This is a genomic window from Saccharomonospora xinjiangensis XJ-54, assembly GCF_000258175.1.
GTDB classification, from domain to species: Bacteria; Actinomycetota; Actinomycetes; order Mycobacteriales; family Pseudonocardiaceae; genus Saccharomonospora; species Saccharomonospora xinjiangensis.
This window is the reverse complement of the sequence record NZ_JH636049.1, coordinates 1,530,583-1,550,965: the sequence shown is the minus strand read 5'-3', so window position 1 is coordinate 1,550,965 and position 20,383 is coordinate 1,530,583. Positions and strand designations below refer to the sequence as shown.

General features: G+C 68.1%; 21 protein-coding genes. 14 read left to right on the top strand and 7 right to left on the bottom strand.

Annotation, left to right across the window (positions count from 1 at the left end):
• Window positions 1–39: 39 nt before the first annotated feature.
• Window positions 40–1,185, bottom strand: a complete 1,146-nt coding sequence (locus SACXIDRAFT_RS06540) for an Mrp/NBP35 family ATP-binding protein (RefSeq protein WP_006237731.1) — start codon at window positions 1,183–1,185, stop codon at window positions 40–42.
• A gap of 200 nt (window positions 1,186–1,385) precedes the next feature.
• Here SACXIDRAFT_RS06540 and SACXIDRAFT_RS06535 point away from each other — a divergent pair, with 200 nt between their 5' ends.
• From SACXIDRAFT_RS06535 to SACXIDRAFT_RS06510, 6 genes are all read left to right on the top strand, one after another.
• The gene (locus tag SACXIDRAFT_RS06535; protein ID WP_040922505.1) at window positions 1,386–2,210 is read left to right on the top strand and encodes a slipin family protein; all 825 of its coding nucleotides are present in this window, start codon (window positions 1,386–1,388) and stop codon (window positions 2,208–2,210) included.
• Window positions 2,211–2,323: 113 nt separating this feature from the next.
• Window positions 2,324–2,845, top strand: a complete 522-nt coding sequence (locus tag SACXIDRAFT_RS06530) for a YflT domain-containing protein (RefSeq protein WP_006237729.1) — start codon at window positions 2,324–2,326, stop codon at window positions 2,843–2,845.
• Window positions 2,846–3,028: 183 nt separating this feature from the next.
• Window positions 3,029–4,351, top strand: coding sequence for an ABC transporter substrate-binding protein (locus SACXIDRAFT_RS06525; protein WP_006237728.1), 1,323 nt, complete (start codon window positions 3,029–3,031; stop codon window positions 4,349–4,351).
• The gene (locus tag SACXIDRAFT_RS06520) at window positions 4,348–5,316 is read left to right on the top strand and encodes a carbohydrate ABC transporter permease (protein WP_006237727.1); all 969 of its coding nucleotides are present in this window, start codon (window positions 4,348–4,350) and stop codon (window positions 5,314–5,316) included. The genes SACXIDRAFT_RS06525 and SACXIDRAFT_RS06520 overlap by 4 nt, the downstream gene beginning before the upstream one ends.
• A complete protein-coding gene (locus SACXIDRAFT_RS06515; protein WP_006237726.1) occupies window positions 5,316–6,164 on the top strand; it encodes a carbohydrate ABC transporter permease in 849 nt (282 codons plus the stop codon). Before SACXIDRAFT_RS06520 ends, SACXIDRAFT_RS06515 begins: the two co-directional genes overlap by 1 nt.
• A gap of 3 nt (window positions 6,165–6,167) precedes the next feature.
• Window positions 6,168–7,349: an ABC transporter ATP-binding protein gene (locus SACXIDRAFT_RS06510; protein ID WP_006237725.1), complete on the top strand. Its 1,182-nt coding sequence runs from the start codon at window positions 6,168–6,170 to the stop codon at window positions 7,347–7,349.
• Window positions 7,350–7,639: 290 nt separating this feature from the next.
• Here the strand turns inward: SACXIDRAFT_RS06510 and SACXIDRAFT_RS06505 are convergent, their stop codons facing one another.
• From SACXIDRAFT_RS06505 to corA, 3 genes are all read right to left on the bottom strand, one after another.
• On the bottom strand, window positions 7,640–8,485 hold the full coding sequence (locus SACXIDRAFT_RS06505; RefSeq protein WP_006237724.1) for a ParB N-terminal domain-containing protein: 846 nt from the start codon (window positions 8,483–8,485) through the stop codon (window positions 7,640–7,642).
• Window positions 8,482–9,198, bottom strand: a complete 717-nt coding sequence (locus SACXIDRAFT_RS06500; RefSeq protein ID WP_083840070.1) for a metallophosphoesterase family protein — start codon at window positions 9,196–9,198, stop codon at window positions 8,482–8,484. The genes SACXIDRAFT_RS06505 and SACXIDRAFT_RS06500 overlap by 4 nt, the downstream gene beginning before the upstream one ends.
• Window positions 9,199–9,389: 191 nt before the next feature.
• Window positions 9,390–10,484, bottom strand: coding sequence for a magnesium/cobalt transporter CorA (corA, locus tag SACXIDRAFT_RS06495; RefSeq protein ID WP_006237721.1), 1,095 nt, complete (start codon window positions 10,482–10,484; stop codon window positions 9,390–9,392).
• Window positions 10,485–10,931: 447 nt separating this feature from the next.
• On the opposite strand from corA, the gene SACXIDRAFT_RS06490 reads away from it, so the two are divergent.
• Window positions 10,932–12,041 (top strand): DUF2332 domain-containing protein, encoded by a 1,110-nt coding sequence (locus SACXIDRAFT_RS06490; protein ID WP_006237720.1) that lies wholly within the window; start codon window positions 10,932–10,934, stop codon window positions 12,039–12,041.
• Window positions 12,042–12,053: 12 nt separating this feature from the next.
• Here the strand turns inward: SACXIDRAFT_RS06490 and SACXIDRAFT_RS06485 are convergent, their stop codons facing one another.
• Complete coding sequence (locus SACXIDRAFT_RS06485; RefSeq protein WP_006237719.1) at window positions 12,054–12,452, bottom strand: NUDIX hydrolase; 399 nt, start codon at window positions 12,450–12,452, stop codon at window positions 12,054–12,056.
• Between the two features lie 195 nt (window positions 12,453–12,647).
• On the opposite strand from SACXIDRAFT_RS06485, the gene SACXIDRAFT_RS23275 reads away from it, so the two are divergent.
• Genes SACXIDRAFT_RS23275 through SACXIDRAFT_RS06460 form a run of 6 tightly spaced genes read left to right on the top strand, consistent with a single transcriptional unit; the run spans window position 12,648 to window position 16,148 of the window.
• Window positions 12,648–12,809, top strand: a complete 162-nt coding sequence (locus tag SACXIDRAFT_RS23275; RefSeq protein WP_005453762.1) for a hypothetical protein — start codon at window positions 12,648–12,650, stop codon at window positions 12,807–12,809.
• A 19-nt stretch (window positions 12,810–12,828) separates the two neighbouring features.
• Entirely contained in the window at window positions 12,829–13,392 is a 564-nt protein-coding gene (locus SACXIDRAFT_RS06480) for a PH domain-containing protein (RefSeq protein WP_006237716.1), read from the top strand.
• 43 nt (window positions 13,393–13,435) lie between these two features.
• Window positions 13,436–14,305, top strand: coding sequence for a PHP domain-containing protein (locus SACXIDRAFT_RS06475; RefSeq protein ID WP_006237715.1), 870 nt, complete (start codon window positions 13,436–13,438; stop codon window positions 14,303–14,305).
• Window positions 14,302–14,922 (top strand): MarC family protein, encoded by a 621-nt coding sequence (locus SACXIDRAFT_RS06470; RefSeq protein WP_006237714.1) that lies wholly within the window; start codon window positions 14,302–14,304, stop codon window positions 14,920–14,922. Before SACXIDRAFT_RS06475 ends, SACXIDRAFT_RS06470 begins: the two co-directional genes overlap by 4 nt.
• A 1-nt stretch (window position 14,923) precedes the next feature.
• Window positions 14,924–15,784: a RecB family exonuclease gene (locus SACXIDRAFT_RS06465; protein WP_006237712.1), complete on the top strand. Its 861-nt coding sequence runs from the start codon at window positions 14,924–14,926 to the stop codon at window positions 15,782–15,784.
• A gap of 19 nt (window positions 15,785–15,803) precedes the next feature.
• Entirely contained in the window at window positions 15,804–16,148 is a 345-nt protein-coding gene (locus tag SACXIDRAFT_RS06460) for a hypothetical protein (protein ID WP_006237710.1), read from the top strand.
• A gap of 123 nt (window positions 16,149–16,271) precedes the next feature.
• Here SACXIDRAFT_RS06460 and SACXIDRAFT_RS06455 read toward each other — a convergent pair whose 3' ends face one another.
• Both SACXIDRAFT_RS06455 and SACXIDRAFT_RS06450 read right to left on the bottom strand, forming a co-directional pair.
• Window positions 16,272–17,660, bottom strand: coding sequence for an Rv3212 family protein (locus SACXIDRAFT_RS06455; protein ID WP_006237708.1), 1,389 nt, complete (start codon window positions 17,658–17,660; stop codon window positions 16,272–16,274).
• A 5-nt stretch (window positions 17,661–17,665) separates the two neighbouring features.
• Complete coding sequence (locus SACXIDRAFT_RS06450; protein ID WP_006237707.1) at window positions 17,666–19,303, bottom strand: DEAD/DEAH box helicase; 1,638 nt, start codon at window positions 19,301–19,303, stop codon at window positions 17,666–17,668.
• A 408-nt stretch (window positions 19,304–19,711) separates the two neighbouring features.
• On the opposite strand from SACXIDRAFT_RS06450, the gene SACXIDRAFT_RS06445 reads away from it, so the two are divergent.
• Window positions 19,712–20,380, top strand: coding sequence for a ferritin-like fold-containing protein (locus SACXIDRAFT_RS06445; protein WP_006237706.1), 669 nt, complete (start codon window positions 19,712–19,714; stop codon window positions 20,378–20,380).
• Window positions 20,381–20,383: the final 3 nt, after the last annotated feature.

The following is a 20,383-nucleotide window of genomic DNA, read 5'->3' as shown; positions in this document are numbered from 1 at the left end:
GGCTCCCGCCCGGCCCCGCCAGCCGGATGCCGGCAAGTGTCAGCGACCCGCAGGGCTGACGTTCAACATCATTCCCGCGAGGCCCCGCGCCCGGACGGACAGCTTCTCGGCCGCCTCGGTGAGCACCTGGCTCGCGGCAGCGTCCGGCTCGGCGAGCACGATCGGCGTTCCGGCATCGCCCTGTTCCCGCAGTTTCGGGTCGAGAGGGACCTGACCAAGCAACGGCACCTCGGCACCGACGGACTTCGACAGCGATTCGGCCACCGCCTTGCCTCCGCCCGAGCCGAAGATTTCCATGCGGGAGCCGTCCGGCGTCTCGAACCACGACATGTTCTCGATGACGCCCGCGACCCGCTGCCGGGTCTGCAATGCGATGGCACCCGCCCGCTCGGCGACCTCGGCGGCGGCCTGCTGCGGCGTGGTCACGACGAGGATCTCCGCGTTGGGGATGAGCTGGGCCACGGAGATGGCGATGTCTCCTGTGCCTGGCGGCAGGTCGAGCAGGAGGATGTCGAGGTCGCCCCAGAACACGTCGGCGAGGAACTGCTGCAACGCGCGGTGGAGCATCGGGCCGCGCCACACCACGGGTGTGTTGCCCGGAGTGAACATGCCGATGGAGATGACCTTCACGCCGTGAGCCTGAGGCGGCATGATCATCTTCTCGACCTTGGTCGGCTTGTCGCTCGCGCCGAGCATGCGGGGGATCGAGTGCCCGTAGATGTCGGCATCGACCACGCCGACGGACAACCCCTTGCGGGCCATCGCGGCAGCCAGGTTGACGGTGACGCTGGACTTGCCGACCCCGCCCTTACCGGACGCCACGCAGTACACGCGGGTGAGCGAGCCGGGTTGCGCGAACGGGATGACCGGCTCCTCCACGTCGCCGCGCAGCTTCTTGCGCAGCTCGGTGCGCTGCTCATCGCTCATCACGTCCAGCTCCACGCGCACCTGGGTGACACCGGGGAGTTTCTCCACCGCGGCCGTGGTGTCGCGCGTGATGGTGTCCTTCAGCGGGCAGCCGGCCACGGTGAGGTAGACGGCCACGGTGACGACGCCGTCGTCGCCGACGGAGATGTCCTTGACCATCCCCAACTCGGTGATCGGCTTGCGGATCTCCGGGTCGTTGACGGCGTTCAGCGCGGTGCGCACGTCATCGACGCTGGGAAGCTCTTGTGTGGTGGTCACTGCTGCGGCACCGACCTTCTCGTCGCTGATGGGTTGCTGTCCTCATGCTACGTGCCGGTAATCGGCGCTCACCGGCTACGTCCCGCCCCTCAGGACGAGAGCGAGGTAGCATGGATCACACTATCCCGACTGTGGTCGGGGCCGCGTCGCCGGACGAGCGAGGCGGGCGGCGCGACCCCGCGGAAAGCGGGGCGACGATCATGGAAACGTTGCTCGTCATCCTCGTCGTCGTTGGCATCGCGCTGGTCGTGCTGCTGGCGTCGTCGATCCGCATCGTCAGGCAGTACGAGCGAGGGCTGGTCTTCCGGTTCGGCCGTGTCGCGCGGTTGCCGAGGGAACCCGGTCTCGCGCTGATCGTGCCGGGCGTCGATCGCATGCACAAGGTCAACATGCAGGTCGTGACCTTGCCTGTGCCCGCGCAGGACGGCATCACGCGGGACAACGTCACCGTGCGCGTTGACGCCGTCGTGTATTTCAGGGTGATCGACCCGGTTCAGGCGATCGTCGGTGTGGAGAACTACCGGTTCGCCATGTTGCAGGTGGCGCAGGCGAGCCTGCGGCGCACGATCGGTGAGAGTCAGCTCGACGACTTGCTGTCGCATCGCGAGCGGCTCAACGAGGGGCTCGAATTGATGATCGACAGCCCGGCCGCGAGCTGGGGCATCCACATCGACAGGGTCGAGATCAAGGACGTCGCGCTGCCGGAGTCCATGAAGCGGGCGATGTCGCGGCAGGCGGAGGCCGAGCGTGAGCGCCGGGGCAGGGTCATCGCCGCCGAGGGCGAGTTGCAGGCATCGGAGAAGCTGTCGCAGGCTGCGGCCACGATGGCCGGTACGCCGGCGGCGCTCCAGTTGCGGCTGCTCGAGACGGTGGTCGAGGTGGCTGCCGAGAAGAACTCGACGCTGGTGTTGCCCTTCCCCGTCGAACTGCTGCGGTTCCTCGACGAGAGAGCGAAGCGGGACGCCGCGCGGCGGACGCAGGCAGACGACACGGTGCCTCAGGCGCGGGGCGCGTCGCAGCCGTGAGCGGGTGGCTGCCGCGCGCCCTGTTCACCCGGTTTCCCGGGTGTGCGAAGCGTGAGATCATGGATTCATCCCGCGCCGGGTAGCAGGCAAGCGCAACGAGCAGAACACAGGTGATGATCGTGACCGGTCCCTTCTCGTCGGGTCGTCAGGCGCCGAGGTCGCCTCGCCTCCCCACGCCTCCGTCCGGTTGGCCGATCGGCTCGTACGCCACCTACGAGGAGGCGCAGCGCGCCGTGGATTACCTCGCGGACAAGGAGTTCGAGGTCCAGGACGTGACCATCGTCGGGGTGGACCTGATGCTGGTGGAGCGGGTGCTCGGCAAGTTGTCGTGGGCGAAGGTCCTGGGTACCGGAGCGGCTTCGGGCGCCTGGTTCGGTGCGTTCGTCGGCATCCTGCTCAGCCTGTTCGACACCACGCAGGGATTCTCGTACATCCCGTTGTTCGTCGGTCTGATCGCCGGTGTGGTGTTCGGGGCCGCTTCGGCCGCGATGGGGTACGCGTTCACCCGGGGCCGCCGCGACTTCTCGTCGGCCAGTCAGCTCGTCGCGGGGCGTTACGACGTGCTCTGTCAGCCTCGAACGGCCGAGAAGGGTCGCGATCTGCTTGCGCGCCTGGCCATGGGATCACACGGCTGACCGAACAAGGTCTTCTATCTGGTTTACGGTCGTTACTGTCCGTACTTGCGCGCTCTCATCGACCGGCCTAGATTCATGGCACCGGTCACAGGCTCTTGTCTGACCTTGTGACAACGATGTCCATGCACGTCGGGGTGGGTGAGCCTGAACTCCTCCTCCCGACGTGCGGTGGGGAGGAGACTCATGGTGAAGGTCGCTGCACGGCGGCGACGACGCTCACCCGGTCGTGTGGCAGCGATGCTCGGTGTCACCGCGGTGACGAGTTCGATGCTGGCCGCGTGCGGGTCGAGCGACGGGATGCAGATCAACGTCTACTACGCCCCGGAAGACAACTTCCAGAAGGTGGTGGACGACTGTAACGCGCAGGCGAACGGTCGCTACGAGATCGTCTACAACAAACTGCCCCGCGACGCCGACGGCCAGCGCGAGCAGATGGTGCGCAGGCTCGCGGCCGGTGACACGTCGCTGGACATCCTGGGGCTCGACGTCACGTGGGTGCCCGAGTTCGCCGAGGCGGGCTGGGTCGAGGAGTGGACCGGCGAGCACAAGGCCGAGGCCGAGAAGGACGTGCTTGCCGGGCCGCTGGAGACGGCCGTCTGGGACGGCAAGCTCTACGCGGCGCCGAAGAACACCAACGTGCAGCTGCTCTGGTACGACGACCGCATCACCCCCGAGCCGCCGCGCACGTGGGAAGAGATGATGGAGATGTCGCGGCAACTGCGCGAGGAGGGCAAGCCGCACCAGATCCTGTTCACGGGCGCGCAGTACGAGGGCCTCGTGGTCGTCTACAACTCCATCGCCGAATCGGCAGGCGGGCACATCCTGTCCGAGGACGGGCAGTCCGTGGTCATCGACCCCGGTGCCGTGCGCGCGCTGGAGATCCTCAGGGAGGTCAGCTCGACCGGGCTCACGGACCCGTCGCTGACCAACCAGCAGGAGGACGAGGTTCGCCTGACCTTCCAGCAGGGACGTGGCGCGTTCCAGCTCAACTGGCCGTTCGTCTACGCCTCCTACGCGGCCGAGAAGCCGGACGAGCTGAAGCACTTCAAGTGGGCGCCCTATCCGGGTGTTGGGGAGCCGGGCACCGGGCGCAGCACCATCGGTGGCTACAACCTCGCGGTGAGTTCGTCGTCGCAGCACAAGGAGGAGGCGTTCGAGGCGGCGCTGTGCCTGCGCAACCCCGAGCACCAGAAGTTCTCCGCGTTGATGGACGGCGTGCCGCCGACCATCGAGTCGGTCTACGACGACCCCGCGCCGCTCGACCCGTCGAAGCAGGCCGACCCCGAGTCGAACCCGACGATGGAGCAGAAGTACCCGATGAAGGACACGATTCGGGACGAGCTCAAGGACGCCGCCGTCCGCCCGCTGACACCGGCGTACCAGAACCTCTCCATTGTGATGGCGAAGGTCCTTTCGCCGCCGTCGGCGATCGATCCGCAGTCCAAGGCACAGGAACTGCGTGACCAGCTCGACGAGGCGCTCAGCTCGAAGGGCGTGATCCCATGAGTGACACGGCTGCAAGCCCCGCGACCGAGGCCACGCCCGCGCGGCGGGCCGAGACGGGAGCGAAGCGCGGCAAGGCCCCGATGAGCGAGGGCAAGCGCGCCGAACGCAAACTCGGCCTGCTGTTGGTCGCGCCTGCCGCCATCGTGATGCTGGCCGTCACCGCGTACCCGATCGCGTACTCGGTGTGGTTGTCGTTGCAGCGTTACGACCTGCGGTTCCCCGACGAGCGCGAGTTCGTGTGGTTCGACAACTACGCCGCCGTGCTCACCAACTCGTACTGGTGGACGGCGTTCGGGGTGACGATGCTCATCACCGTGGTGTCGGTGGCCATCGAGTTCGTGCTCGGTATGGCGCTGGCGCTGATCATGCACCGGACCTTGGTGGGCCGGGGTCTCGTGCGCACGGTGACGCTGATCCCGTACGGCATCGTCACGGTCGTCGCGGCGTTCTCGTGGTTCTACGCCTGGACGCCGGAAACGGGTTACCTCGCGAACGCGCTCGCACCCGACGGCGCGCCGCTGACCGAGCAGTGGTCGTCGCTCGGCATCATCATCCTCGCCGAGGTGTGGAAGACGACGCCGTTCATGGCGCTGCTCCTCATGGCAGGTCTGGCTCTCGTGCCGGACGATCTGTTGAAGGCGGCCTCGATGGACGGTGCGAACGCGTGGCAGCGGTTCACGAAGGTGATGCTGCCGGTGATGAAGCCGGCCATCCTCGTGGCCCTGCTGTTCCGCACCCTCGACGCGTTCCGGGTGTTCGACAACATCTTCGTGTTGACGAACGGTGCCAACGACACCTCCTCGGTGTCGATGCAGACCTACAACAACCTGATGAAGGGGCTCAACCTCGGCATCGGTTCCACGATGGCAGTGTTGATCTTCATCGCGGTGGCGATCATCGCGTTCATCTTCGTCAAGGTGTTCGGCACGGCGGCGCCGGGCAGTGACCAGAACGGGAGGCGCTGATGGCTGTGTCTGGCCTGGGTACGGTCACCACCGCGCGGAAGGCGCGGTGGGCTCTCATCGACATCGTCGTGGTGGTCTACGCGCTGGTACCGGTGTTGTGGATCGTCTCCCTCTCGTTCAAGACGAAGGAGACGCTCGCGGACGGCAACTTCATCCCCCGCGAGTGGACGTTGGACAACTACCGCGAGATCTTCGCGACCAACGAGTTCATCCGGCCGCTCGTCAACTCGATTGGCATCGCCATCATCGCGACGCTGATCGCCGTCGTCCTCGGCATGATGGCGGCCTACGCCGTGGCGCGGCTCGACTTCCCCGGCAAGAAGCTGCTCATCGGGGTCTCGCTGCTGATCGCGATGTTCCCGCAGATCTCTCTGGTGACGCCGCTGTTCAACATCGAGCGCGAACTCGGGTTGTTCGACACGTGGCCGGGACTGATCCTGCCCTACATCACCTTCGCCCTGCCGTTGGCGATCTACACGCTGTCAGCGTTCTTCCGGGAGATCCCGTGGGAGCTGGAGAAGGCGGCGAAGATGGACGGCGCCACGCCGGGGCAGGCGTTCCGCAAGGTCATCGCCCCGCTGGCCGCGCCCGGCGTGTTCACCTCGGCGATTTTGGTGTTCATCTTCTGCTGGAACGACTTCCTGTTCGCCATCTCGCTGACGTCCACCGAGGCGTCGCGGACGGTGCCTGCCGCGCTGTCGTTCTTCACGGGTGCCTCCCAGTTCGAGGACCCGACGGGGACCATCTCCGCGGCAGCGGTGGTGATCACCATTCCGATCATTCTGTTCGTGTTGTTCTTCCAGCGACGTATCGTCGCGGGGCTGACCTCCGGTGCGGTGAAGGGTTAGGCAATGGCTGAGATCGTGCTCGACAAGGTGACCAAGCGGTTCCCCGACGGAGCCCTCGCCGTGTCGGAAATGGACATTCACATCGCCGACGGCGAGTTCGTGATCCTCGTCGGCCCCTCGGGCTGCGGTAAATCGACGGCACTGAACATGATCGCCGGGCTTGAGGACATCACCTCGGGCGAACTGCGCATCGACGGTCAGCGCGCCAACGAGAAGACGCCGAAAGACCGTGACATCGCAATGGTGTTCCAGTCCTACGCGCTGTACCCGCATATGAGCGTGCGGGAGAACATGGCGTTCCCGCTGCGGCTGGCGAAGGTGGACGACGCCACGGTGAAGCAGAAGGTCGAGGAGGCGGCGCGCATTCTCGACCTGACGCAGCACCTCGACCGCAAGCCCTCCAACCTCTCGGGCGGTCAGCGGCAGCGAGTTGCCATGGGGCGTGCCATCGTCCGCAGCCCGAAGGCGTTCCTCATGGACGAGCCCCTGTCCAATTTGGACGCGAAGTTGCGAGGGCAGATGCGGACATCGGTGTCGAAGCTTCAGAAGCAACTCGGCACCACCACCATTTACGTCACCCACGACCAGACCGAGGCGATGACACTCGGCGATCGCGTCGTGGTGCTGCGCGGCGGTGTCGTGCAGCAGATCGGTGCGCCGCAGTTCCTCTACGACAACCCCGCCAACCTGTTCGTGGCCGGGTTCATCGGCTCGCCGTCGATGAACTTCGTGCCCGCGACGCTGGAGAACGGGGCGTTGAACAGCGCGCTTGGTTCCGTCGAGCTGCCCGACCGCCTGCGCAGGCTGGTGGAGGAGGCAGGCGCTCCGCGTGAAGTGATCATGGGTGTGCGCCCGGAGAGCTTCGAGGACGCCGCGCTGGTCGAGGAGGGGCACCGGCGGGGTGGCGCCACGTTCGGCGCGACGGTGGACGTACTGGAGTCGATGGGCTCCGAGAAGTACGCCTACTTCACGGTGGAAGCCGAGCTGGCGCAGACGGCCGAGCTTCAGGAGATCGCCGCCGATGCCGGAGCGTCGGACGTCCCCGGAGCCGCGTCGTCGATCGTGGCCCGGTTGTCCGCGGCGTCGGAGGTCCGGGAAGGTGACGAGGTGCAGGTGTGGTTCGACGTGGAGAAGATCCACCTGTTCGACCCGTCGTCGGGCAAGAACCTCACCTACCAGGGCTGACCCAGCCTGCGGTAAGCCGGGGTTGCCCCAGGATGCGGTGAGCTGCAGGCTGCGGGCCAGGACGCCACGTCCCGTGTCCGCAGCCTGCGCACGGGTGTTTGCAGCTTATGTACGGATGTTTGCAGGCTGTGCACTCGTGTCCGCAGGCTATGTGCGGGTGTTTGTAGCCTGTGTACTTGCGTCCGCAGTGTGTGTGGGTGTTGGCAGTTTCGGTACGGGGGGTTGGCGTGTCCGCGCCGGAGGCTGCGGACACGCGTGCGGGAAGTGCGGACACGCGTGCGGGAAGTGCCTCAGCGGCGGCGGGATCGCACCGCCTCGATGACCTCATCGTCCCAACGATGGGTTCGGATGAGGCGGTAGCGTTCTCCCGCCACCCACAGGTACGCCTCGGCCTCCGTGCGGTCGCCCACCAGATCGGCCTGCCGCAGCATCCGCACCACCGGCACGTACTCGTCGGTGTACCAGCGGTGCGCCACGGTGGCTCTGTCGAGGAACGTGCCCTCGTCCTGCATGAGCCGGAAGCCCCACGCCTCGACGTGCTCGCCCAGTTCGGCGTAGTCCCATGGATCGGTCACCACCACGGCGGCGCGGGCCTCACCGCGCAGCGGTACACGTTCGAGGAACAGCCGCCGGTACCCCTTGACGATGAGGTCGCCACGGTACCGGATCCCGCCGGGATCGAGCGTGGTCCGGACCACGATGACGTTGGCCTCGATCGTGGAGAGTCCGAGCGCGTACGCCACCGACACCCGGTGGTGCCCGTCGATCACGAAGTGGAGATCGCCGACGCGGTAGACGTCGATGGGCGGGATGTGCTCGCCGCGCCTGCTCGCCAGAGCCAGCCGTTCCCACCGCTGCCGCACCCGTGCCGACGTGGGCCGGAACCGGCGGTCGAAGTCGCGGCCCCGGTCCACGCTCCCCACGATGGAGTCGAGCCGGATCACACGCAGGCCGATCCGCTGCTCGCCCTCCCTGCCGAGTGCCTCCACCACCTCGTCGAACGGCAGGGTGATGTTGACGTCGTCGGGTTCTCGCCGCAGCCAGGTGGCCAGCCGGGACAGCACCTGGCGGCGACGGGCGCGGAGGAAGTCGTGTTCGGCGTCGATGCGGGGGAATCCGGTGTCGTGGTTTCTCACGGTGCCTCCGTTCGAGACAGGGGACCGAGCCCGAACACGTGTGCGCCGACGACGTTACGGACCCGGGTGTCGCCGAGGCGCTGTTCGGGCGGATGTCTGCCGTAGGGGTGGATGTGTCCGTGCAGCAACCACCGTGGCCGCAGGCTCGTGACGGCGTCGTGGAGGCAGCCGAAGCCCCGGTGCGGGCGGTCCGCATCGGCTCCGTCCGCGTCACCGACGCCGAGGGGAGGGGTGTGGGTCAGCAGAACGTCAACGGGTGCGCCGCGTGCCAGCCGCACGAGCCGTCGGGCACGGCGGCTCTGCCGGCGTTCGGTCCACTGGTTCGGACCACCGTTGTACCAGGGTGATCCACCCAGACCAGCGACGCGGACGCCCGCGACCTCCACGATCCGCCCGTCGGCATTGATGCCTCCGGGCGGGCCGGGCCAGCGGGACGGGAATCCCGCACGAAGGGAAAGCCCGTTCCGCCAGCCGAATCCGCTCAGATCGGGGTCGTGGTTGCCCGGCACGAACACCAGAGGGCGGTCGAGCGTGCTCGCGAGGAAGTCGAGGTAGTCGAAGGGGAGATCACCAGCGGCGAGGATGAGGTCAACCGCCACGTCCTTCACGGACGTGGTCCACAGTGCCTCGTTCACCTCGTCGGAGACGGCGAGAACCCTCGGAGGCAAGTCCGCGCCAGGCACGCCACGCTGGAAACCGTCCGGCAGCGACACGCCTTGATTATCCCGCACCGCGCGCGAACTCGGGGTTCGTGGCGATGATCACGGTGACGACGACGACCCACACCAGCGCGGTGGTGAAGGCCCAGAACTTGAGGTTGGTGAGAATCCGGGGCATGCCCTCACTCCTTTCGGTCGAGCACGGGGAAGGGAGACGACTCGGTGCGACGTGGAGTCCGCGCCAGTCACAGCCATTTCTTCTTGCGGAACACGCGGTAGAGCACGAGACAGATCACGAGGATGACGGCGATCACGGCCGGATAGCCGTAACGCGACTGCACCTCGGGCATGTACTCGAAGTTCATCCCGTAGATGCCCGCGATGGCCGTCGGGACCGCGATGATCGCCGCCCACGAGGTGATCTTGCGCATGTCGGAGTTGAGCTGGAGGGTGATCTTTCCGAGCGTGGCATCGACGAGTGTGGTCAGCAGTTCGTCGAACGCGGCGACGCGGTCGGCGACGGTGGTCACGTGGTCGTGCACGTTGCGGAAGTACGACCGGACCTCGTCGGGGATCAACCGGGTGTAGCCCTCGGCGAGCCCGCGCAGCGGGGTCGCGAGCGGCAGCACGGCCCTCCGCAGTTCGAGTACCTCGCGCTTGAACAGGTAGATCTGTTCGGAGGTGACGCGGGTGCGCGGCGCGAAAACCTCGGTCTCCATCTCGTCGATGTCGTCCTCGATGCGTTCGGTGACGTTGAGGAAGTGGTCAACGACGTGGTCGGCGATGGCATGCAGCACCGACGCGGGGCCCGGCGCGAGACGTTCCGGGTCAGCGTCGAGCTCTCTGCGGAGGTGGGCGAGACCGGCGTGGTTGCCGTGCCGGACGGTGATGATGAAATCGGACCCGAGAAACGCCATCAGTTCGCCGGACTCGACGATCTCGTTGGCCGTGGTGGGGGAGTCGTGCTCCACGTAGCGGACGGTGCGGAACACCATGAACAGCGTGTCGTCGTAGCGTTCGAGCTTCGGCCTCTGATGGGCGTGTACCGCGTCCTCGACAGCGAGTTCGTGCAGCCCGAACGTGTCGGCGATGCCCTGGATCTCAGCCTCGTCGGGCTCGTGCAGCCCGATCCACACGAATCCTTCGCCCCGCTTGCGGACCTCGGCGATGGCGTCCCTGTGGGACCACTCGCCCGGCTGCCTGACGCCGTCGAGGTAGACGCCGCAGTCAACGACGTACGTCGAGGGCCTGACCTCGCGGGTGTCGCGGGCTCGGCCGTTGCGGGAGACACGGCCGTTGCCCCGGCCGCGCAGGTTGCCGAGTGAAGGAATGGCTGGCATGAGGATCTCCTGGCTGTGGCGTCGCGGATTCTTGACGACAGGCACACGCCAGCGGTCCCGTTCTCGGGCTCACGCCACGGGCAGCGCTACGACTATCGCGGCGGCAGTGGCCGAGCCATGGAGGTGGGAACGCCGGCTGAACTAGGAAGCGGACTATCGCCACTACTCATCTGCGTCCTCACCTCCTCGGAGTCGAAAGGCGCCTGCGGGGAAGAAATCTCGCCGTTCGCGATCTCGCCGCGCCGTTGTCCGAGGGTACTCCTGCCGGGGTGGTCGTGTCGGCACAGGTGGGTGTGACGCAGGTGAATTCCCGGTGGTACGGACGTGGCGCTCGCGTGGTGACCCCTGCCGGCCGCGTCCCACCGGCTACGGTGAGGCGAGTCCACGCCTGCCTCCCCGATGCGCGGGGCGAGGACGTCTTTGCCGCCACACTCCCCGAGGACGGACATGGCTTCGAGTCTGGACACGGTTCGCGAGAGACTCCGGCGCTTCGCCGAGGACGAGGCGGCGGAGGCCTCGCCGCTGTACTCGCACCTTGCCGCCAGAGCCGCAACCGACGATGACGTGGCCGCGCTGCTGACCGCGGCCTCGGGCAACGACGCGCACCCGACGTTGCTGCTCGCGGCGGTGCACCGGCTGCTCCAGTCGGAGCCGATCCACCCGTTGACGCGCTACTACCCCTCGCTCGGTGGGCTCGACGGTCCTGACGACCGGACATGGCCGCTGTTCCGGGAGTTCGTGCTGGAGCGCGCCACGGCGATGCGGGAGCTCGTCGCCACCCGGTACACGCAGACCAACGAGGTGGGCAGGGCCGCCGTGCTGTATCCCGCCGTCGCCTCCGTGGCGAAGCGGATTCGAGGCGCCGTCGGCCTGCTCGAAGTCGGCTGCAGTGCGGGACTGCTGCTCGGCATGGACACGTTCTCCTATCGCTACCTGCGTGACGGTGGTGAGCAGATCACGGCGGGGCCGTCCAAGGCGGCCGTCGGCCTGCACTGCGCGCTGTCCGTGCGTGAGGGAGCGGTGTTCCCGGCGCTGCCGAGGAAGATGACCGTCGGGGCGAGGATCGGGCTCGACCGCTCACCCGTCGATGCCTCCGACGAGGACGAGCTGGCGTGGCTGGAGGCGTGCGTGTGGGCCGATCAGCCGGACCGCGTCCGGTTGCTGCGCACGGCGGCCGCGGCGCAGCGCCGCCACCGTCCGGAGCTGGTAACCGGCGACGCGGTGGACGACCTCGCCGTCGCGGCGGCGAAGGTTCCCGCCGAGTTGCCGTTGATCGTCTTCACGAGCCACGCCCTGCCGTACCTGCCAGCCGCACGGCGGGACGACTTCGTGGCCGCGCTGCGCGAACTCGCCACCCGGCGCAGCCTGTGGTGGGTCGCGATGGAGAACTACGAGGTAGGTCTGCGGCACGTGCTCCCTGGCCACGACGAGCTGGCCTACCGCGCGACCGGCAAGGACACGCTGGGCGTGGTGTCCTTCGACGAAGGGAAGGCGCACGCCGAACTCAAAGCGCAGGCCGTCCCGCACGGGCAGCGGATGACGTGGCTCGCCGGTTGAGCGATGCGCCTTTCAGCGGCGGGGTAGTGCGTTCCACGTCGTGAGGGCCTCGGTCAGGCCTGCGGTGAGGAGTCCGGCCTCGTCGAGTTCGGCCAGCTCGGCCGAGGTCACCCAGCGGGCGTCGTCGGCGTCGTCTCCCGGCCGCAACCGCCCGCCTTCCACGGTGCACGTGTAGTCGTGGATCTCGTACCTCCCGCGGGTGACGAGTCCCACACACGAGATCGGCCGAACAGTGAGGCCGGTTTCCTCCCGCAGTTCCCTGATGACGGCCTCGGGGTCGCTCTCTCCCCGCTCCACCCGGCCTCCCGGCAGCGACCAGAGTCCCGCCGAAGGCTCCTGACGTCGGCGGATGAGCAACAGCCTGCCCTCGGCGTCGAACACGACACCGCCCACACAGCGTTGGGTGTCCACCGCGACCTCCGCTCCCCAGGTGAGTGGCGTGCGTCACTCGAAAGCCTCACGCAGTGTAGTTGAAGATCAATTTCGCCGCAGCGGACTGACCCAAGCGCAGTACTTCACTGCCGTAACGGAGCGCAGTGCGGTACAAACTTAGTGGCACCAAGCCGCACACACAGGTCTGCACTTCGAGAGACGGGATTGATCGCCGTGAACGCGAAAAAGCTTGCGACGTTCGCTGGTATCGCGTTGGTCCTCTTCTTCGTGATCGCCCGGCCAGGAGAGGCGGCGGGGTTCGTGGACAACATCATCACCGCGTTGCGAGACGCCGCCGAGGCCGTGATCACGTTCGTCAGCAACGTCTTCAGCTGACCGGCGAAGGGCTCCGGCCATGTTCGCGCCACGCGACCCAGACGAATATCTTCTCGACACCGAACGCCGGGTGATCAGGATCCGGCGGCACTGGGCCTGCCTCATCTGGCAGACGTTCGAGGCCGTCGCCCTGATCGCCGTGTGCGTGATGGTGTCGTACATCCTGCCGCCCGCGATGTGGGTGTTGCAGAACGTCCTGTGGTACGTCGCGCTGTTCCTCGTGTTGCGCTTCGCCTACCAGGTGGTCGAGTGGTGGGTGGAACGGCTGGTGGTCACGGACAAACGGTTCGTCATGACCACCGGAGTCTGGACCACGCAGGTCCTGATGATGCCGATCACCAAGGTCACCGACCTGACCTACGAGCGGCCGTTCCTCGGGCGGATCTTCGGGTACGGGACGATGGTCGTGGAGTCGGCCGGTCAGATTCAGGCGCTGAACCGCATCGAGTACCTGCCGAAGCCGGAGGAGTTCTACGACACGATCTCCGAGCTGGTGTTCGGCGACAAGCAGAAGCAGGCCGAGCGGTTCTCCATGATCAAGGCTCAGCGCGCGGCGCGGCGGAGCAAGAAGATGGTCGGCTGAGCCCGGCGAGGGCAGACGAGGCAGGTAACCCACACGCTGGACAATGGTCGGCGTGCGAATCGACCTGCATACCCACTCCGCCGTCTCCGACGGCACCGACAGTCCGGCCGATCTCGTGCGGGTCGCCTCGGACGCCGGTCTCGACGTCATCGCGTTGACCGATCACGACACCACCGAGGGCTGGGAGGCGGCCGCGAGTGCGCTGCCACCAGGGCTGACGCTGGTTCCGGGTGCGGAGCTGTCGTGCGAGGCGCGTTCGGCGGAGGGGTACGGCCTGAGCGTGCACCTTCTGGCGTACCTGTTCGACCCTGCCGCGCCTGCGCTGGTGGCGGAGCAGCGCAGGCTGCGGCAGGAGCGCAGGCGGCGGCTGCGGGTGATGGCGGAGCGGATGGCGGCGGACGGGCTGCCGATCGATCCCGACGAGGTGCTGTCCGGACTCGGCCCCGACGCCCCGGCAGGAAGGCCGCACCTGGCACAGGCCCTTGTCAGGGCCGGAGTGGTCCGGACCGTTGACGAGGCGTTCGCGCGCTACCTCGGCGGTGCGCGCGGGTACCTGGTCCCGAGGGCGGACACACCGGTGGACACGGCGATCGCCATGATCGAGGCGGCGGGCGGGGTCACGGTGCTGGCGCACCCGTTCGCCACCTCGCGGGGGCCGACGGTGTCGGAGGACGCCATCGCCGCGCTGGCCGAGCGGGGACTCACCGGTGTGGAGGTGGATCACCCCGACCATGACGCGGCGACCCGGCGACGGCTCCGCGCGCTGGCCGACGACCTCGGTCTTGTCCGGACAGGGGCTAGCGACTACCACGGCACGAACAAGGTCATCGCCATCGGGCAGGAGACCACGGAGCCCGATCAGTTCGAGGAATTGCTGGCGAAGGCGGCGGGAACCCCGGTGGTGGCGGCATGAGCGAGTTCTTCAACGCCACCCTCTTCCTCGAAGCGTCGATCACCCTGCTGGTGATCATGGACCCGCCTGGCACGGTGCCGGTGTTCCTGAGCCTTGTCGGCCGCAAACCGCCTGCCGCGAGAGCGAAGGCGGCGCGGCAGGCGGTGCTCGTGTCACTTCTCGTGATCACCCTGTTCGCCGTGGCGGGGCAGTTCATCCTGGCTTACCTGGGAATCGGCATCCCCGCGTTGCAGGGCGCGGGAGGACTGTTGCTGCTGCTGGTCGCGCTCGACCTGCTCACCAGCAACAATACGGCGGAGCCCGAGGCGGCCGAGGACGTGAACGTCGCGCTCGTGCCACTCGGTACCCCGCTGCTCGCGGGGCCTGGTGCGATCGCCGCGACCATCGTGTTCGTCCGCCAGGCACACGGGCAGGTTGGCGCGTACGTCGCACTGGGGGCGGCGATCGTGGCAACGCATCTCGTGTTGTGGGCGTGTATGCGGTATTCGGGTGTGCTGATCCGGGTTGTGCGCGAAAGCGGGATCACGCTGCTGGCCAAGGTCGCGGGTCTGCTGCTGGCCGCCATCGCCGTCGAGCTGGTGGCCGACTCGATCCGTGGCTTCATCGAGGGAGCGTGAGATGGAACAGCTCGGGTTCGATTTCGGTGTCGAACCTCGGCCGCTGATCAAGGTGACTCCCGCGAGGCTCTCGATCTACGACGATTGCCCCCGGCGATACCGGATGACCTACCTTGACCGGCCTGCTCCGATGCGGACGGGACCCTGGGCGCACAACACGCTGGGGGCCGTCGTGCACAACGCGATGCGTGAACTGTTCGGCCTCCCATCGGGCGAACGAACACCGGAACGGGCGGCGAAACTGGTGAGCCGACATTGGCGCGGCGCAGGATTCGCCGATGCGGTGCAGGTGGCGAGATACGCGGAGGCCGCCCGCCGATGGGTCGCCGATTACGTCGAGGAACACGGCGCGGACGCCGACGTGGTCGGCCTTGAGCGGTGGGTGTCGGCCACGGTGGGCAGCGATCCGGCCTCGCCGTCGTTGATCGTGGAAGGAAGGGCCGACCGCATCGATCGAAGGGACGCCGAACTCGTCGTCGTTGACTACAAGACCGGGCGGCGGGCACCCGAAGACTCCGACGCGCGACGATCGCAGGCTCTCGCACTCTATGCCGTCGCGGCGGGGCGAACTTTGCGTGCGCCGTGTTCGCGCGTGGAACTCCATCACCTGCCGTCGGGCACCGTCGCCGTGGCCGAGCACACCGACGAGTCGCTGAGCGAGCATGTGCGCAGAGCGGAGGAGACCGCTACAGCGTCACGCACAGCGACCGATAGGCTCACCGAAGGGGGCGATCCGGACCAACTCTTTCCTGCGCGACCGGCACCTCGTTGTGCCTGGTGTGAGTTGCGTCCCAGCTGTCCGGACGGCAGGCAGGCGGCGCCTGCTGCTCGTCCGTGGGACTTGCTGGTGCCGACGACGTGACGACGATTGACGGAGTGACATGGCTGAGCCGGAGACGGTGGAGTTGACGGTGGCGGCTCCTGAACGGGGGCCCGTCCAGGAACCCGCGCGGGCGCGGGTTCCCGTGTGGCGGGGGGTCACCGGAGCGCTGGTGGCAGGCTGGGGGGTGGTGTTCCTCATGTTGATCGTCGCGCAGGTCGCGGCTTGGGCGGACGAGGGTGAGGGGCCGGGCGCCTACTCGCTCGGCGGTCATCTGGTGGGAATCGCGCTCGCAGGCGGCGCGCAGTACGTCGCCGACCGCAGTGTGGGCCCGCGGGCGGGGCTGGCGGGTGGTGCCGTCGCGTTGCTCAGCCTCACGATGCTGTGGCTCTTCTGGTGGTCCTGACAGCTCCGTCCTCTCTGCGGACAGCAGCGGCGCTGGTGAACGGTTCCGGCTGAGTGGACGGTGTCCGGCAACGCCGCCGGTCCTTCCCGCCGGAGCCCGGTGAGCCCGGTGAGTGTCAGCGGCTCATCTCAGCGCCACCAGCGTCCGGCCCCGCTGTTCGAGCAGGACAGGGCCTGCCGTCTCCAGTTCGACAGGCCCCCGGTATCCGTGGCGGTCCACGGCCACGGTGCGCGTGGTGGCGCCGGTGCGTTCGTCGAGCACGGCGATGCCACCTGCCATGGGCACCACGTATTCGCCCGCGAAGACCGTGCCGGGGCCGAGTGTCCCTTCCACCGTCCAGCGAGGCCGCAGCCCGTCACGGGACAGCGCGACCGTGTGGGAGCCGGTGAACCAGTACACGTGCTCCCTGCTGACGGCGGTGGAGACCACGCCCGGCTCGGGGACGGCGGCGAGTTCGTCCGTCCCTGGCACGAGCCCGTAGGTTCCCACCTGCGTGCCGTTGTCGTCCCACACGAAAAGCTGCCGCCTGCCTGGCAGCGCCACAGCCACGTGCGTATCGGACATGGCGACGAGTTGCGCCGTCATTTCGGGCAGCAGCGCGCTGAACACCTGCTCGGGCTCGTCCGCCTCCGCGCCCGCGGCCTTCAGGACGGTGAGCCGCGCTCCGGTCTCGCGCGGGCAGTGTTCGATCACCCCGACCTTGTCGCCCCCCGCGGCCACCGTGGAGTACCGGCAGCCGGGCCTCGGCTGCCGTTCGGGATTGACGGGTGCCGGAACCTGGCCGTACTCGAGTGTCTTGACAAGGTCGCTGCGCCACGTGTTGATCAGCCGGGTGCCCGTTGTCGTCACGTGCGCTTCGTCAACGACCAGCCGCGTCGGTGACTCGGCGTCGCCGTTGCGCTGGGCCGTCCTGCGGCCGGTGGTGGGGTCGAGCTGGGTGACCTCGCTGCACCCGGCGTCCTTGCGGTAGACGGCCAGGACCTTCGACCACGCGGTGCCCACGGTGCACAGCTCCAGGTCGCGTTCGTAGCTCCAGCGGATGGCCCCCGTGAGCGGATCGCGGCCTGCGACCGTGCCGTGGGAGGCGGTGACCACGAAACCGCCCTCGGCGACGGGGACGGGGGCGGCCTCGCTGGGAGCGCTCCAGCGTTCCGCGAGGCTGCCCGGCACCGATTCGGGCGTGGCGAGGCGTGGGGGTGCCACGGACGTCGTGTGCAGGCTCGTGGCGTGGCTGTCGCCGAGCAACCACACCATCACGCCTGCCGCGACGCAGAACACCGTCAGCGCCACGGCCACTATGCGGTCGCGACGCCGGTTCCACGGCGAGCGCCGCGACGATCGCGGGAGCCGACGTTCGTCATCCGATGGGCTGTCGGTGGCACGGTGGGTGACCACGCTCCGTTCCCGATCTCCGGGAGAGGCCCCGGCCGTCGCGAGCACGTCCTCGGTCTCCGGCGGATGCGCCGTCGTCTCGGGTGAGTGCTCGCTGGGCCGTCCGGACGGGGTGGTCACGGGCCCTAGTCTGCCTCCGCCGCCGTTTCGGGAGTGTTGGAGGGGCCAGCGGCGCCCACTCCGGCTGCGCGGGTCCTGCGCCTGCGGCGCCGGGCCGGGCGCTCACCGTTGTCGCCGTGGGCCAGCTCTTCCTTGTCGGCAGGCGCGGGATGCTCGGCGGTCGGGGTGTGTGTGGCGCCTCCTCTGGTGCGGCGCCTGCGCGAGCGGCTGCCGTCGGTGGGTGCCTCGTCAGTGTCGGAGGAGACGGCCGACGGAGCCGTGGCGTGGTCGCTCGCACCTTCCTTCGCCGCCGCGACCTCACGCCCACCTCGGGTGCGCCTGCGCTGGCGCGAGTCGCGCTGGCGCGGGGCGTCCGCACGGCGCCGCCGCTTGCCCCCGAAGTCCTCCTCGTCCTCGGCGGACAGCCCGGCACGGGTGCGCTTCGACAGCGGCAGCCTTCCTGTCGCGCTCTCCGGGATACCGAGATCGGTGAACAGGTGCGGTGAGGTGGAGTAGGTCTCCACGGGCTCAGGCATCCCGAGTCCGAGTTCGTCGGAGATGAGCTTCCAGCGCGGCAGCTCGTCCCAATCGACGAGCGTGATCGCCACACCGGTCTTGCCCGCTCGGCCCGTCCTGCCGATGCGGTGCACGTAGGTCTTCTCGTCCTCGGGCGTCTGGTAGTTGACGACATGGGTGACGTCGTCAACGTCGATGCCCCGTGCGGCCACGTCGGTGGCCACCAGCACGTCCACCTTGCCGGAGCGGAACGCCCTGAGCGCCTGTTCGCGTGCGCCCTGACCGAGGTCTCCGTGGACGGCTGCGGCGGCGAACCCGCGTTCGGTGAGGTCGTCGGCGACCTTCTGGGCCGTCCGCTTGGTCCGTGTGAAGATCATCGTGAGCCCCCGGCTCTCCGCCTGGAGCACCTTCGCCACCAACTCGGGCTTGTCGAGGGAGTGCGAACGGTAGACGAACTGGGTCGTGCGCTCGTGGACGGCGCTCGCCTCGTGGTCCTCGGCCCTGATGTGGGTCGGCTGGCGCAGGAAGGTCCTGGCGAGCGTGAGGATCGGGCCGGGCATGGTAGCGGAGAACAGCATCGTCTGGCGCTTCTCCGGCACCATCCGCAGGATGCGTTCGATGTCGGGAAGGAAGCCGAGGTCGAGCATCTCGTCGGCCTCGTCGAGCACGAGCGTGGCGACCTTGCTGAGCACCAGGTGCCGCTGTTCCGCGAGGTCGAGCAGCCTGCCGGGAGTTCCGATGACGACATCGACGCCGTCTCGGAGAGACTTGATCTGAGACTCGTAGGGGCGGCCGCCGTAGATGGAGGCGATCCTCACCCCGAGGTGCTTGCCCGCCTTCTGGAGGTCTTGGCTGACCTGCACGCACAGCTCGCGGGTCGGCACGACGACGAGGGCCTGAGGGGTGCCATCGCCGGGGAGTGCCAGTCGTTGCAGCAGCGGAACGCCGAAGCCGAGCGTCTTGCCCGTTCCGGTCCGCGCCTGTCCGATGACGTCCTCGCCGCTCAGCGCGATCGGCAACGTGAGTGCCTGGATGTCGAAGGCACGTTCGATGCCCGACGCGTCGAGCGCGCGAACGATGTCCGGGTGGACGCCCAGTTCGGCGAACGTGGGGTTACCTGTGCCGGCGCCCGCCGAGGGCGAGGTCACCGGGACCGTGGTGTTGTCGTTGTGATCGATGTCGGATCGCCTCTCTCATACCAGCGCGCACAGCCGGGTACTGGCGGCTTTCGACCACCACGCGACAAGCGTTCGCTTCGCGACGCGTCACACGAAACGCGGTGGGACGCCGCTGGAGGCGTGCACGCACACTGTCAGTACGGAGTGAAGTGGTGTGACGGAAGACGGCGCGGAACAGGCGCCGGAACATCCGGTAACTGCCAGGACCGACACTGCCGTGTCGAGCGCCTCGTGCGTGCCGTCTCGACGTCGTTGCACTACACGAGGTCAACTTCACTACCACTCGACAGTCTAACCCGTTCAGCCCCGGGGGCCGGGAGCCTCGCCGGTGCGGCGGCGTGTTGTTGGTCTCGCCACCGGCTGAACTACGGTTGTCCCGTGACTGACGCGAAGGCTGGTGGGACCCGCGAGATCGGGACGGGTGTCGTCGATCTGATCGGCGTGCTCGCGTACGGCGAACTGTCCGCGTTCGACCGGCTCGCGGAGGACGCCCGCACGGCGCCGACGTTGTCGGGGCGTGCTGCGCTCGCGTCCATGGCCGCGGCCGAGATGGGCCACTACGGCCTGTTGGAGCGCTACCTCGCCGAACGCGGGGTGCGGGTCGAGGACGCCATGCGCCCGTTCATGCGTCACGTCGATGCCTTCCAGGACTCCACTGCGCCGAGGACATGGCTGGAGTCTCTGGTCAAGGCCTACGTCGTGGACAACCTCGCCGCCGACCTCTATCGCGAGCTCGCCGGTGTGCTCGACGACGAGACCCGTGGGCTCGTGGTCACCGTGCTGGCCGACACGGGTCACTCCGCGTTCGCGCAGCGCGAGGTCGCGGCGGCCATCGAGAACGAGAAGCCGCTGCGCGACCGGCTCGCACTGTGGAGCCGTCGCCTGCTGGGGGAGGCACTGACGCAGGCGCAGTACGTCGTGGCGGAGAGCGACGGTCTCGCGGAGCTGATCGTGGCGGGCACGGGGGATCTGTCGGGCATCGCCGCGTTGTTCCGCAAGCTCCAGCAGCAGCACACCAAGCGGATGCAGGCCCTCGGTCTCGGCTAGCCT